General features: G+C 35.5%; 18 protein-coding genes. 2 read left to right on the forward strand and 16 right to left on the reverse strand.

The genetic code is table 11. The annotated features are described in order from the left end of the window. Positions 1-47 precede the first annotated feature (47 nt). Complete coding sequence (locus LGQ02_RS12145; RefSeq protein WP_226514634.1) at positions 48-332, forward strand: YggT family protein; 285 nt, start codon at positions 48-50, stop codon at positions 330-332. Positions 333-537: 205 nt separating this feature from the next. On the opposite strand, the gene LGQ02_RS12150 is transcribed toward LGQ02_RS12145, so the two are convergent. From LGQ02_RS12150 to LGQ02_RS12160, 3 genes are all read right to left on the reverse strand, one after another. Next, a complete protein-coding gene (locus LGQ02_RS12150; RefSeq protein WP_226514635.1) occupies positions 538-1,041 on the reverse strand; it encodes a GNAT family N-acetyltransferase in 504 nt (167 codons plus the stop codon). Between the two features lie 98 nt (positions 1,042-1,139). Continuing rightward, positions 1,140-1,832: a hypothetical protein gene (locus LGQ02_RS12155; protein ID WP_226514636.1), complete on the reverse strand. Its 693-nt coding sequence runs from the start codon at positions 1,830-1,832 to the stop codon at positions 1,140-1,142. An 87-nt stretch (positions 1,833-1,919) separates the two neighbouring features. Continuing rightward, positions 1,920-2,213: a hypothetical protein gene (locus LGQ02_RS12160; RefSeq protein ID WP_226514637.1), complete on the reverse strand. Its 294-nt coding sequence runs from the start codon at positions 2,211-2,213 to the stop codon at positions 1,920-1,922. A 331-nt stretch (positions 2,214-2,544) separates the two neighbouring features. Here LGQ02_RS12160 and LGQ02_RS12165 point away from each other — a divergent pair, with 331 nt between their 5' ends. Then, complete coding sequence (locus LGQ02_RS12165; RefSeq protein WP_226518303.1) at positions 2,545-2,958, forward strand: DUF2621 domain-containing protein; 414 nt, start codon at positions 2,545-2,547, stop codon at positions 2,956-2,958. A 33-nt stretch (positions 2,959-2,991) separates the two neighbouring features. Here the strand turns inward: LGQ02_RS12165 and LGQ02_RS12170 are convergent, their stop codons facing one another. The 13 genes from LGQ02_RS12170 to yneA all read right to left on the reverse strand — a co-directional run bounded on the left by LGQ02_RS12170 (position 2,992) and on the right by yneA (position 14,176). After that, positions 2,992-3,519 carry a CcdC family protein gene (locus LGQ02_RS12170; RefSeq protein ID WP_226514638.1) on the reverse strand — a complete coding sequence of 176 codons (528 nt, stop codon included), beginning with the start codon at positions 3,517-3,519 and terminating at the stop codon, positions 2,992-2,994. Between the two features lie 92 nt (positions 3,520-3,611). Continuing rightward, complete coding sequence (locus tag LGQ02_RS12175) at positions 3,612-4,226, reverse strand: hypothetical protein (protein WP_226514639.1); 615 nt, start codon at positions 4,224-4,226, stop codon at positions 3,612-3,614. Further along, positions 4,226-4,768 (reverse strand): peroxiredoxin family protein, encoded by a 543-nt coding sequence (locus LGQ02_RS12180; RefSeq protein ID WP_226514640.1) that lies wholly within the window; start codon positions 4,766-4,768, stop codon positions 4,226-4,228. Before LGQ02_RS12180 ends, LGQ02_RS12175 begins: the two co-directional genes overlap by 1 nt. 150 nt (positions 4,769-4,918) lie before the next feature. Then, entirely contained in the window at positions 4,919-5,191 is a 273-nt protein-coding gene (locus LGQ02_RS12185) for a metal-sensing transcriptional repressor (RefSeq protein WP_226518304.1), read from the reverse strand. An 88-nt stretch (positions 5,192-5,279) separates the two neighbouring features. After that, a complete protein-coding gene (locus LGQ02_RS12190) occupies positions 5,280-5,726 on the reverse strand; it encodes an SRPBCC family protein (RefSeq protein WP_226514641.1) in 447 nt (148 codons plus the stop codon). A gap of 33 nt (positions 5,727-5,759) precedes the next feature. Continuing rightward, positions 5,760-7,559, reverse strand: coding sequence for an ABC transporter ATP-binding protein (locus tag LGQ02_RS12195; protein WP_226514642.1), 1,800 nt, complete (start codon positions 7,557-7,559; stop codon positions 5,760-5,762). Further along, positions 7,552-9,312 carry an ABC transporter transmembrane domain-containing protein gene (locus tag LGQ02_RS12200; RefSeq protein ID WP_226514643.1) on the reverse strand — a complete coding sequence of 587 codons (1,761 nt, stop codon included), beginning with the start codon at positions 9,310-9,312 and terminating at the stop codon, positions 7,552-7,554. Before LGQ02_RS12200 ends, LGQ02_RS12195 begins: the two co-directional genes overlap by 8 nt. 138 nt (positions 9,313-9,450) lie before the next feature. Next, positions 9,451-9,666 (reverse strand): YneF family protein, encoded by a 216-nt coding sequence (locus tag LGQ02_RS12205; RefSeq protein ID WP_226514644.1) that lies wholly within the window; start codon positions 9,664-9,666, stop codon positions 9,451-9,453. A 124-nt stretch (positions 9,667-9,790) separates the two neighbouring features. Further along, a complete protein-coding gene (sirA, locus tag LGQ02_RS12210) occupies positions 9,791-10,237 on the reverse strand; it encodes a sporulation inhibitor of replication protein SirA (protein ID WP_226514645.1) in 447 nt (148 codons plus the stop codon). Positions 10,238-10,630: 393 nt separating this feature from the next. Further along, a complete protein-coding gene (gene tkt, locus LGQ02_RS12215; protein ID WP_226514646.1) occupies positions 10,631-12,628 on the reverse strand; it encodes a transketolase in 1,998 nt (665 codons plus the stop codon). A gap of 252 nt (positions 12,629-12,880) precedes the next feature. Next, positions 12,881-13,117 carry a DUF896 domain-containing protein gene (locus LGQ02_RS12220; protein ID WP_226514647.1) on the reverse strand — a complete coding sequence of 79 codons (237 nt, stop codon included), beginning with the start codon at positions 13,115-13,117 and terminating at the stop codon, positions 12,881-12,883. 70 nt (positions 13,118-13,187) lie between these two features. After that, a complete protein-coding gene (locus LGQ02_RS12225; RefSeq protein ID WP_226514648.1) occupies positions 13,188-13,862 on the reverse strand; it encodes a YneB family resolvase-like protein in 675 nt (224 codons plus the stop codon). Beyond that, the gene (yneA, locus tag LGQ02_RS12230; protein WP_226514649.1) at positions 13,859-14,176 is read right to left on the reverse strand and encodes a cell division suppressor protein YneA; all 318 of its coding nucleotides are present in this window, start codon (positions 14,174-14,176) and stop codon (positions 13,859-13,861) included. Before yneA ends, LGQ02_RS12225 begins: the two co-directional genes overlap by 4 nt. Positions 14,177-14,328 lie beyond the last annotated feature (152 nt).

Here is a 14,328-nt window from a genome sequence, read left to right on the forward strand (position 1 = left end):
AAAGGTAAGTAAATCCAAAAACAAATTGAATTAAGGAGATCATATTAATGGGAGAATTTATTTTAAATGTTGCGAGCACAGCATTCACGCTTTTTTACTTTTTAATGTTTTTCTATATCATTTCCTCATGGTTCCCAGCTTTAAGGGAGAATCAATTCGGGCAAATGGTGGCAAAAATCGTGGAGCCTTACTTAAGTATTTTCAGAAAGGTTATTCCCCCGATTGGGATGATCGATATTTCACCACTAATTGGCATTATTTTATTCCGATTCATTTCGGACTTTGCTTTACGTGGTCTAGCTACAGTATTAAGTGTATTAGGTTTACTTTAGTATGACGTTATCATGATGACTCCTAAGTATGATGCTTAAGGGTCATCATTTTTATTTTTAGTTACTTTTTAAGTCTTTCACCGACAAGAGGGATAGTAAGCCAATGGATTCTCCATCTACTCATAAGCCTCTCTTTCTAAAATTGTTCGTCCCAGACTTTATAAAACTTCAATTATGGTATTGGCTCTCTCCTATATCTCTTACTTCAATTCTTCTTATTACAAGAATATATGGTATGAATCTTATTAAAGATAAAAACTTGTTTTTCCTTTTTAAAACCATTTTTTTCAGCCACTCGAATAGACGGAACGTTTTTCGGATCAATAATACTAATTAATTTATTCAAACCAAAATGATCGAACCCATAATTTTTACAAGCCAAAGCAGCTTCAGTCCCAAATCCATTAAACCAAAAGTTTTTGTTTATATGGTAGCCTAGTTCAACTTCTATGTTACCTGCTACTTCTTGTTTCACAAGTCCACAATCACCTATTAAGTTACCATTATCCTTCAAACATACAGCCCATAAACCAAATCCATCTTGTTTATACCTTTCCTGATTTCTTATCACCCAGCTTTCAGTTTTTTCATAGCTAAAAGGGGATGGGTAATATTGCATCGTTTCAGTATCAGAAAAGATAGCATGTAGAGACGAAATATCATTTTTATTAAACTTTCGTATATATACCCGTTCTGATTCAATGATCATTGCTTATTTCCTCCCCTATTCCTTTTCAATCAAATAAAAAGAAGTGACTCAAAATAAAGTGAGCCACTATCCGCTTTTCAAAGTGCTAAAATATATACCTATTCTTCCAGTAACTCTCTCATATCTATGACTCCAACATGTGAGAGAACATCCATTGTTCCTTCGTCTAAATCCAATACAAAATTCACCCAAAAGTCGTTCGAAATACTGTGGCTCCCATAATATTCTCGAAATAAGTTACTATCGAATTTTACAACATCACTATCTAACCTTGTAATTCCTGCTATATTTTTATCGGCAGCTTCAATCCAAACTGAATTCAATTTACGTATTTGTTCAATTTTCTCTTTTAATTCAACACTTAATTGAATAACCACCTCATCAGATTCTTCTTGCTCTTTTAGGGGGTATACTGAATGGTTTTTAAAGCTATTTACAAATGTCTCAATGGCATTTGCACTTCCGGCTGTATTATTCGTGACTTCGCTACGATCAATATATCCAAATTGAATAGCTAGTCGTTCATATTTTTGTGCATATTCTATAATCAAATTATAATTACGATGCAGATCATAAACTTGTCCGTTAGTCATTTGACCTGAACTTAATATGTTCTTGTATAACTTCTCATTGTCAACAATTGCATTAATTAAACGGACCATTTCGTTGTCTAAATCTTGTGAAAGCTGCCTTTCATACATTCTCTTATCTTGGTAAAAATTGAAACAAATAAATACGAAAAGAAAAATAACAATACATAATAATAGCTTTTTATAGTTATTCTTAATCATATATCAGTATAACACCTTTCATTTACTTTTATTTGAATTGAAAAAGCGATCTGTGTTTAAGAATTACTTTTTTCGAATGCTTAAACGTTACATTCGTGTCACAAATATACCAATGGTAATAAAAAAGAATAATAGTCCGCCAAAAATAATTATTAAAACCGAAATAACATATCCAATTAATAGTCGAAAAGATAAGGGCTCACCTTTGAGTATGATCTTTATAATATTGGCACCCCCTAAAACAATCCCACCTATGATTGCTATCCCCCATAGAATAATTTCTAAAGCTGAAGGAATTTGTATGTTGTAATAGAAAGCATTGATCATTAAATTCACTTGTAGCAATAATATGATGATTGATAAGATAAATAGTTTCCTCATAAAATGACCCCTTAAATATGAAAATATAATCCCTACTCTAGCTATACATCCCAAAATTAATAAAGACTTGATGAACTTGTAGCCTTTTTTGCATTGTTACCAATTTTATAAACGATTTACTATCAAATCGATATTTACCCACTACCTTTCATATTTTCTGATAACTCCAACGTCATTTTAACATAAATATCCATTTAATATTTTGAAAATAGAGTTGTTTACATAATATTATTATTGTAAATATACTCCTTCCTTTTCAATTTCGTAAGAATATCGTACAATATAGAACAGAACTAGAAAGAGGTGATGTCAGGTGCCAAGTGATTTATTTATGTGGCTAATTGCGCTCTGGTCAGTCTTCCTCGCAGTCATTGTTGGTATCGGCGGTTATTTTATGTTTCGAAAGTTCTTAAAGAAAATGCCGAAAGAAGATGGAAAATCCATTCTTGATTGGCAAGAGTACTATATCAATGAAACGTTACATCTATGGACAGAGGAACATAAAGCTTTTCTTAACGAACTTGTAGAACCTGTGCCAGAGATATTCCGTGATGTCGCTAAAGGAAAAATTGCAGGTAAGATCGGCGAGTTCGCTTTGAAAGAAAATGCTGAGGAAATGACAGAGGAATTAATTGTAAAAGGGTATATTGCTGCAACACCGAAACGTGATCATAAATTTTTAGTAAAAAAGTTAAAAGAAAAAAATATTGATTACTCGCAATATGAGTCTTATTTCCAAGCATAAAAAACCCAACGTTTAAGTGCAGGTTCACTGTCACTATGACGTTGGGTTCTCTTGTTTCAAATTCCATGTACGATTACGATTATTTAGTTTTAATGCGAATTCTCTCTCTACTTTCTTAAACTTCACAAGCATCGCAACTCGCCACGGTAAAATCATACCAAAAGCAAGGATAAAAAATAGTCCCGCTAATACTTCATATTCAAAATGAATCCCAAATGTTAGCTTAAAGGTAAGCCGAACTGCTAGGAGGCCAAAAAGAATAAACGGAAAAATGATAGAACGCTTCATATAAATGTCATTATCTTTAATGATAAAAGACGATGTTTTTATTAGCACAATTGAAAAGACCATTCCGACAGCAAAAGCAAGGATCACTTCCCATGCTGGTGGCCTTGTCGGTGGATATAAAAACATGAAAAATCCAGTAGACATTGCAATTGGAGGAATAATAATCTTTTTTACATTAGCAGGTTTTTTCATTGCTTTCATGCGTACAAAAATAGCAATTAGCGCCATGATTACTGCCAATACAGTAAATATCGTTGCATACATGTTAAACATCTCCGTTCTCTCATTCGATGCTCCATCCGTATTATACCATAAGTCCTCTTATCATTATATTCATTCTTTTAATTCCTTTCACGAATTTCTACTCACATTTGTAATGGGCTAATGATTAAATATGAAAATACTAGACCAATTAAAATGAACATACTTCTTCCTAGTTTCTTCTCTTTAGAAATCAACACCATTGCTCCAATGATCGTTAATAGAATGAGCCACGCAAAATAGAAATTAACTGGATGGTGAATCATTTCACCACTGCTGTATCCAAAAGTTAACGGGTTCTGCCTTCCATATTCTCGAATAAAAAAGAAAAAAGTGAAACCAGATACCGCACTTCCTATTATGACACTGTCGATTACTTGAGTGTGCCACCCATTCTTAAAAAATTGAAACGCAAAATAACCGATCGATAAAATTATAGCAACAAGTATCGCGTAAGGCCCTCCAGAATAGTAAAGTAAATTTTGAGGTGCTGTTAATAGTTTTGGCTCGATGACAAATGGCCAAAATTTATACGTTAATACTCCAATGATTAACGACATCATGAGAACATCGGCTACTTTTTCTTTATGGTCTATTTCTAAATGTTTCATATACCAATTGATAAAAAAGTAACCAATAGTAACTGAAATCATTAAAAATAGCATCATATAAGAAACAGTAAGTGGTCCTAATGAGATTGTTTGATACGGTTCAAACATTATTCTCTCCCTCCTTTTATCATACGGAGGCCTTGAGAAATGTCACTGTTTGTTAATGCCCCTACTTTTCGGTGGACGATAATGTCATCTTGACCGATAAAAAATGTCGTTGGAACCGGAGGGACGAAATATGATTGAGAAACTTCACCTGTTTCATCTAACACATTCGGAAAAGTAATTCCATGGCGTCCAATAAATGTAATTGCTTCTTCTTCACGATCTTGTGACGTGACATTTACACCTAAGAAGCGAATATTAGAGTCATTAGAATATGAAGATTGCATCGCCTCCATAGATGCAGCACAATACGGACACCATGATGTCCAAAAATATAAGACTGTTCCTAAGTATTCGGCCTCTTCATTATGCAACGAGATCACGTCTTCTTTTGCTGTAGAGGGCAATGAAAAGTTCGGGGCTACATGACCGACTTGGGCGAGCTCCCCTTGATTTGATAATGAACTGTTATCTTTTCCCATCCATAGAAATAAGACAATTGATAAACCTGCTAAAAGAAACCAGGAACGCTTTATGTGAATCATTGATATCTCCTCCACTCCCTTATACCATAATGGGTATTATAACATGAGACTACTTTTTTTCCAAAATGCTTTCCTATGGTTCATTATTAAACATATTTTCAGCGCCTCCTCAAAAAAAAGAACGCCTATTCGACGCTCTAAAATTCATATTTATGATTTTGAAAACTGTTGAATGACTTTCATCAATTCATCGATCGCTTCATTTCCTTCACCGTTAGCGACCGCTTTACTGACACACCCTCTTGTATGGTCTTCTAATAAATTGTACCCAACTTTTTTTAACGCTGCGTTAATCGCAGATAATTGCACTAAAATGTCCACACAGTATCGGTCTTCATCAACCATTCGTTGTATCCCTCTCACTTGTCCTTCAATACGTTTTAGACGTTGCATTAGCGCTTTTTTATCTTCATCAGAACGCATTGTACCAGACTCATTATTCACAGTGATTGGAATGTTAAGGTCTTTCTCCAATATATCACCTCTTTTTCAGCATTTTTATCCTGATTACTTATTCTTGGTGAGTATCTTCTAATAATTTTTTAACGCCTTTCAAATGGTCCCCATCTTCTCTTTTCATCATTTTTACTAACAATGGCCTCATTAATTTCATAGAAAGCTTTTTCGTCTTTACATTACCAGTGAAGACGACTTTCGTTCCATTCTCTGTTTCTTCAAACGTATAATGATAAATGACTTCTAGCCCATTTGCATTACTTTTTATAGCATATGAACCAACCGGCTCGTATTTAGTCACTTCCAGTTCTGCTCCAACCTTTCGATTTGCTAATTGGCGAAACTCTTTAAACTTAGCTCCAACCTTTATTTCACCATCTGTTAATTGATCCACTTCAACGACATTTACAAAATAATACGTTGCATTTTTCGGGTTTGCGATAAATTGAAATACATCATCAATGGATTCAACTATTGTAACTTCTTCATGAAAATCCGCCAAAACTTCATACCCCCAAGTCATATACCCATTTAACTATTCAGCTTTAGTTGCTTCAAGTTTATCTGCACCTTGCTGTAATAAGTACATTTTATGATATAAACCTTCTTTTTCCAATAGTTTATTATGTGTTCCTTGTTCAACAATTTCTCCTTGATGCAACACTAAAATATGATCCGCATCTTTGATCGTAGATAAACGGTGGGCAATCGCAATTGTCGTTCGACCTCGACGCATTTTCTCTAATGCTGACTGGATTTCTGTTTCCGTTTCAGTATCCACACTGGCTGTTGCTTCATCAAGTACTAAAATCTTCGGTTTTCTTGCCATCGTTCTTGCAAAAGATATTAATTGTCTTTGACCACTTGAAAATGTCGCACCTCTCTCACCGACGTGTGACTGATACCCATCAGGTAAACGTTCAATAAAGTGATCAGCATGAACAAATTGAGCTGCTTCTTTCACTTCTTTATCTGTTATGTTTTTATCATATAAACGAATGTTATAATCAACATCTCCAACAAATAAAAATGGATCTTGTAAAACGAGGCCCATTTTTGCCCGCAACTCTTCATCACTATATTCTTCGATTTTTACCCCGTCAATTTTAATTTCACCTTCGTTTATTGAATAGTATCGCATTAATAAGTTAATAATCGAACTTTTCCCGCTCCCTGTATGACCTACAAGAGCTAATGTTTCTCCTTCATTTACTTTAAGACTTATATTTTTTAATACATTTTGCTTTCCATCATAGCTGAAGGTCACATGATTAAACTCAATGACACCGTCTGTTATTTTCGGATCTTTATTCCCTTCTTTTATAGGAGCTAGTTCATCATGGTCCATCAAGCGAAACACACGTCCTGCTGAAATCATCGCTTGCTGAAAGATCGACAACCGCTGCATCACTTGGTTCACCGGTTCAAAGAAACGATCTAAGTAATTGACAAATGCATAAAGTACACCAATCTCAATTGGACTGTTTAATGACGTCACACCGAAAAACGTTAAAACTAGTATAAGTGCCATAATTGAAATAAAGTCTACTGCCGGTCGAAGCAATAACCCATCTAGCTTAATGCTTTTAAACCATGCTTCATGGTGCTCCTCATTCGTCTTTTGAAACTCACGATTCATGCGTCGTTCTTGTCTAAACACTTGGATAATTGCCATTCCTTGAATCGATTCATTTAACCTTGCATTTAACTGACTGAGTTTTTCGCTCATTTCAGTATAATATTTTGAACTAAATCGACGGTATAATTGCATGATTAAGATAATTAACGGTAATAAAATTAAACAGAATAGTGCAAGTTGAACATTGAGAAAAAACATTGCAACAAAAATCCCAATTAAAAAGACGATGTTTTGTATAAACGTTGCCATTACACTGACGTATAACTCTTTTACTTGTTCTGTGTCATTTGTGATCCGGGAAACTAATCCACCCGTTGGAAATTGATCAAAAAATGATAGACCAAGCTTTTCCACTTTCTCAAAAACATCGATTCGTAACTGTTGAATGATTTTTAAAGCAATTTTTTGAAAAAGTAACAGCTGAGAATAATTCATAACAGCAGCGGATATATGTAGAAAAATATAGCCCGCCCCGAGTAAAAATAACGGCTGAAACTCAAAAATTTGTGGAGTTAAGTAATCATCGATAAAAATCTTAATTAAAATCGGTCCTAAAATCTCTGCACTCGTTCCTCCAACCAATAAAACAAAAGCAATGATGAGCCACTTTAAATGAGGCTTTGCATACGTTAACAACCTTTTAAATACTTGCCTTTGAGGGAGGGGCACTAATAAATGTTTATGACGTTCAATCATGAATACCCCCTCCTTTCTCGACTATTGATTCTAATTGCTGGTGTTCATACATTTGTTTATACCAACCATTTATTAACATTAATTGTTCATGTGTTCCTTGTTCAACGATGTTTCCTTGCTCAAGTACAACAATTACGTTTGCATGTTTAATTGCACTTAACCGATGTGCAGTAATAAACGTTGTTTTCCCTTGACGAATATTTCTTAATGCGTGTAAAATCTGTTCTTCCGTTTTTGCATCCACGGCAGATAAGGAGTCATCTAAAATGAGGACTTCCGGGTTGCTAATGAGTGCTCTTGCAATTGATATTCGTTGTTTTTGCCCCCCTGATAACGTAACACCTCGTTCACCAACGATGGTTTCATAGCCATCTTCAAAACGAATAATGTCTCCATGGATATTTGCAAGCTTAGCAGCCTCAATAATTTCCTCGTATGTTGCATCTGGCTTAGCAAAACTAATATTATCTGCTATTGTAGCTGAAAATAAAAAGTTGTCTTGAGGGACATAACCAATTGACTGTCTCAATGCATCTAATGAATAGTCTTCAATATTACGCCCATCGAGGTTAATTGTTCCGTGTTTCATATCAAAATCCCTTAATAAACTTTTTACGAGAGTAGACTTGCCACTTCCTGTTCTACCAGCTATCCCTAACGTTTCTCCTCGTTTTAACGTAATAGAGATATCTTTTAGTGCTTGTTCCTTTTCATCACCATATGTGAAATAATCGATGCTAAAAGAAATATCTCCTTGAGGAGGTGTGACAATAGCATTTGGTTTATCAACAATATCTTGCTTTACTTTTAATAATTGAGAAACACGCTCATATGATGCACGACCTCTTTCAACAATATTAAACAGCCACCCAAAGGCTAGCATTGGCCAAATTAATAATCCTAAGTAAACTGTAAAGCTCGTTAACTCTCCAATCGTAATCTCCCCATTTACAACATAGCGAGCACCAAAAACAATTGAAAGAAAAAACGAAAAACTTACGATAATCGAAATCGTCGGATCAAAAAGGGCATCGACTTTCGCGACTTGAATATTTTTATCAACGACATCATCTGATTCTTTTTTAAATGACTGAACCTCATCTTCTTCATAACCAAATGTTTTTGTTACTCGAATTCCAGACATACTTTCCTGTACTTTATCATTTAATGATGAAAAAGCAGCTTGTGCTTTTGAAAAGCGTTTATGTAGCATCGAGCCGTATTTACTCGTTGCAAGTGCCATAAATGGCATTGGAATAAGAGCAATTAGCGTTAATTCCCAACTGATTGTAATCGCCATCGTTAAAATAACGAAACTGCCCATCGTGATGGAATCGACTAAAGTTAATACTCCTGCACCAGCGGTTTGCTCAATGGCACGTATATCGTTCGTTGAGTGAGCCATTAAATCGCCCGTTCTTCTTTTTTGAAAAAATGAAGCGGACATTTTCGAAAAGTGCTCATAAAGCTGATTCCTTAATAATCTTGCTAATCGAATTGCCGCACCAAAAATCATTATTCTCCACAAGTACCTTAAAACATATACCATGACTGCAAGTATAAATAATATAAGCATCCATTGAAAAAGGGTCTGTCCAGTTAATGAACCATTATCAATATGGTCAACGATTACACCGACTACATAAGGTGGGAGTAGTGATAATAAGGATACAAGTGCAAGGACAAGTACTCCACCACCGTAATTCCATTTCTCCTTTTTGAAGTACCACATTAAATCTATAAAAACCCTCACAAGCAGTGCCTCCATTGCATTTTCTATTTTTTTCAAAAAGACCACATATATCGTATCAGAATTTTGTGAAGAAACATAGTGTGAACTTGTGCATACAAAAGTGCAAGAAAAAAACACCCCTAGTCGGAGTGTTCATTCTTATTTTTGATTTTGCATTGCTTTCATCATTTGATTGATCTTCTTTTGTGATGGGTTCATACCCATTTGCATCATCATGACGCGAAGCATTTTTTCATTAATTGGTGGATTTTTCTTCATGTAACTCATCATATATTGTCTTGCAATAAAGAAACCGAGTGCGATTCCTGCAAGTAGCGCAACAACAATGAGTGTAATTGATAACCACAAACTCATGCTACGGTGACCCTCCTTCTAGCTGATCTTCCAATTTTTATCTTTTTTTGTCGATTGGAACCTTATACATTATAACCCATTCAAATGGACAATTAAAGGGATCTTTAAGAAACTTCATAAATTCTTACGAATGATTTGCATATTTCAACGTTCGGATCGGTTTTAACCAGCCACAACGATTTGATTTAAAGTCCATCGCTAAAAAGTAAGGGTTATATTGACGAAGCAATTCAAAGAAGGTGACTTCAGCATCAAGTAAGCCTTCTGCTTGAATTTGAACGAATTGATCTTTCATTGTTAATTCTGCATAACTTCGTTTATGGTTGATTGTTAACTTTTCTCCATTACAAACATTCATCCCTTTTGTATTTTGAACATTTGCTAAAAGATAGTCATAAAGCTCATTTTGATCAACCTTTTCGCTTATATACTCAATTTGCATTTTTGTAATTTCTTTTAATTTACCGTTTGATTGTCTATTCTCTAAAAACAGCCGGAACAGCTTTTGCTCCAACCCATAATAAAGGCTCGCAAATTCCTCTCGAATGACATATACATAATATATTCTCATTTAAGCTCACCTCTCCTTATAACTTTCATTATAGAGGACGAGCTTAAAGAGGTATGTCTTATTATGCCACAAAAAAGGACTTTTTTTGTCGGATTGCGATCTTTTTTGACTTGAAAGAAAAACTCGCTCAAGTGAGCGAGTTTCTTTTCATTAGACTTTTTTCATAAACATTGTTGTTTTTTTACTTTTGTTCGCTAACGCCGGACGCTTACCGCGGGCACGACCTCAACTTCCTGAAACTTCTACCGATGTTTCAGGTGATTTTCGGTTCGTGCTTTTCCCGCAGGTGTCGCCGCCAATCGCTCACACATTCAAATACTTTCTATTCATAAAGAACACTCTTTACCTGCGACGAGTAAGCGCAGGAGCACCCTTTTAGAAAAGAGCTTTTCATTATTTGTTTAAAAGTTGTTTAAATTGAGCAACGACATTTTCCACTGTAAAACCGTATTCTTTAATGATACGATCTCCTGGTGCTGATGCTCCAAATCCATCGATTCCAAGAACTGAACCGTGGTCTCCTGTATAACGTTCCCACCCTAATGGTGTTGCCATTTCAATTGCTAGTCGGGCTTTTACGTTAGGATCAATCACTTGTTGTTTGTACTCTTTAGACTGCTTTTCAAAGCGATCCCAACTTGGCATGCTTACTACTGATACGTGAATACCTTCTTTTTCAAGAGCTTGTTGAGCTTCAACAGCAAGGGCTACTTCAGAACCTGATGCTAGTAGTAAACCATCAGCTGTTCCATTTGCTTCAGAAACGATGTAAGCACCTTTATTCACGCCTTCATAAGCCTTCTCTGCGGTTGATTTTAACGTTGGTAAGCCTTGACGAGTTAATACTAGTGCAGTAGGTGTATCTGTACTTTCGACAGCTAATTTCCAAGCTGCAGCTGTCTCATTTCCATCCGCAGGACGGATTGTCGAAACGCCAGGCATTGCACGTAATGCTGCTAACTGCTCTACTGGCTCATGTGTTGGACCATCTTCACCAACAGCAATACTATCATGAGTAAACACATACGTTACTGGAATATTCATTAATGCAGATAAGCGTACTGCTGGACGAAGGTAATCAGAAAAGACGAAGAACGTAGATGCATATGGTTTCACACCACCATGTAAAGCCATACCGTTCGCTGCTGCAGCCATCGCAAATTCACGAACCCCGAACCAAATGTTACGTCCAGCATAATTGTTCCTAGAGAAATCCTCTTCTCCGTTTAACATTGTTTTGTTTGAAGAAGCAAGGTCTGCTGATCCACCAAATAAACTTGGAACATTTTTGGCAAGGGCATTTAAAACTTCTCCACCTGTTGCACGTGTGGCAGCTTTATCTCCTTCGTTGTAGACAGGGACCTCTTTATCCCAAGTTTCAGGAAGTTCACCTTTCATAGCCAGTGAGAGCTGTTCAGCAAGTTCTGGGTGAGCTTGCTTATATTCTTCAAACATTTTATTCCATGCTTCTTCTTTTTGAGCACCTTCTTCTGCAAGCTGTTTATAATGGTCTTTTACTTCATCAGGTACATGGAAATCTTCTTCAAACGTCCATTTATAATGCTCTTTTGTTAATTTTGCTTCATCTTCACCTAATGGTGCACCGTGAGAAGCAGATTTACCACCTTTATTCGGTGATCCGTATCCAATTGTTGTTTTCACTTCAATCATTGTAGGTCGTTCATCTGACTTTGCAGATTCAATCGCGCGTGTAAGTTCATCAAGGTCGTTTCCATCTTCTACACGAATTACTTGCCAACCGTAAGCTTTGAAACGATCTTCTACACTTTCAGAAAATGACTGATGTAAGTCTCCATCAAGTGAAATGTCGTTTGAATCATATAAAACGACAAGACGACCTAATTTTAAATGTCCTGCAAGTGAAGCAGCTTCAGCAGAAACACCTTCCATCAAGTCTCCATCTCCACAAATCGAATATGTATAATGATCAACAACATTAAATTGATCTCTGTTGTATGTCCCAGCTAAGTGTCTTTCTGCCATAGCCATACCAACAGCCATTGCAAAACCTTGTCCTAAAGGACCAGTTGTTGCTTCAACCCCTGGTGTGTGACCAAATTCAGGGTGTCCAGGTGTTTTACTTCCCCATTGACGGAATTCTTTTAAATCATCCATAGAAACATCATAACCATGTAAATGTAATAAGCTATATAGAAGCATTGAACCGTGACCTGCAGATAAAACAAACCTGTCACGATTGAACCATTCTGGATTATTTGGGTTATGGTTCATAAATTTCGAGTATAATGTGTAAGCCATTGGTGCTGCCCCCATTGGCATTCCTGGGTGACCTGACTGTGCTTTTTCAATACTATCAATTGATAACGTACGAATCGTATTAATTGATAATGTATCAATATTACTTGACATAAAAATACTTCCTTTCTTTCCGTAAATTGTCGACTACTTAATAATCATATACTGCTTTTCCTTGTAAAACAACCATTAAACATACACAATATCAGCCTTAACGACACATTTTCATACTTTGTTAACATTCAATATGTTTAACGAATGATTCAATATTTTTATTATCACCAACTATAAAAATTACATGAATAAAACGACCTTCTTCTTTAAATAATTTTCATGAAAGCGAAAACAAGACCGAAAGCTCAACCATTAGTGAGTCATTCCGTCTTGTCCTTTTTCTTTTTTTAACTTGTCAGGCGTTACATCGTTACCTTCATCGTCAACTACTTTTACCGACTTCAACTGATTCTTAAAAGATTGACGAACATTTTGTAAATACTCTTCTCTTAATTTTTTTTGTTCTTTTTGTTCTTTAAGTGTAAGTCCTTCTGCCTTTGATTTTTTTGATAATTCGTTGATGCGTTGAATTTTGTCTTTGCTTAACATACAAATGAACCCTCCATTTATGGCACTAGACAAGTAACCTCTATTATCGTACAAGAACTCTTTATAGGATTCAAGTGTAACCTTCGTTTTCGGGTTGTTGTTGTTTACGTTTATATTCTTGATATCGTCTATGTGCAGTTGCCTTTGATAACGAATATCCAAACCCTCTTAACGTTGCAGCTACTTCATGAAAAGTGAGTCCGTTCTCTTTAAGACGAACAATCTCTTCTATCGGCACATCTTGTTTTTTACGACCTCCACCATGCTTTTTGTCAATTAAATTTATGGATGGGTCATAACCTTGTTCAACTGCTTTTTTCATGCCTCTTTTAATTTTAAGGTTATGAAGCTTCCTTTGATACTCTTCTACGATTGAAACAATATCTAATATCATTGTATCTGTTTCAGAAAGAACCATTGTCCCCATATCCTCCATTGTATAGATACGAATCCCTAATTTATTTAACTGATGTATTAATGCTACTTTTGCATTACCACGGCCAAGCCTAGTATCGTCTTGGATGAGTAAAGCGTTTGCTTTGCCTTCTTTAAATGTTGTAAGCATATTCAAAAAACCATCTCTGTCTACATCATAGCCACTTGCTTTTTCTTCTACAACGTCAACGACCTTCATCCCCCATTCATCGGCCCCTTTTAATAATTCCTCTTGCTGCCTTTTAAGGGATGTCTCTTGAGTTTCTTTTTCTGTACTTACTCTTGTATAGATAATTGCACGAAGCTTCATTCTGTTACATAACCCTCCAAATCTACAGGAATAGTAAGTTTTTGACCTGGGTATATATTAGAATCATTTAATTCATTTTTTTCTTGTATCCATAAAATAACAGACTGAACAGGCATATCTACATTGTCAGCTTGTACTGAGGCAATCGTCCATAAAGATTGCCCCTCTTCAACAACCCACTCTTCTGTTAATAGACGTTGATCATCAGGAAGTTCCGATGCCGTTGCAGTTGTCCATATAAATAAACCCATCGCTAAAAATAAAACAAATATCGAACAATCGATTCCTCTTTTAAAACTTTTTAACTTTACCATATTACTCACTCCACTTTAAACGAATGTTTGTTCGTATACATACTATCAAGAACATCTGTTCGTGTCAACACAAAAAGAGAACGGATGTTTGCACCTTTTTTTTAGCCATGGTATAATGTTCCTGAAATAATTATTCAGATTTTGATGTAAAT

It is taken from the genome of Bacillus shivajii (assembly GCF_020519665.1).
GTDB lineage: Bacteria > Bacillota > Bacilli > Bacillales > Salisediminibacteriaceae > Bacillus_CA > Bacillus_CA shivajii.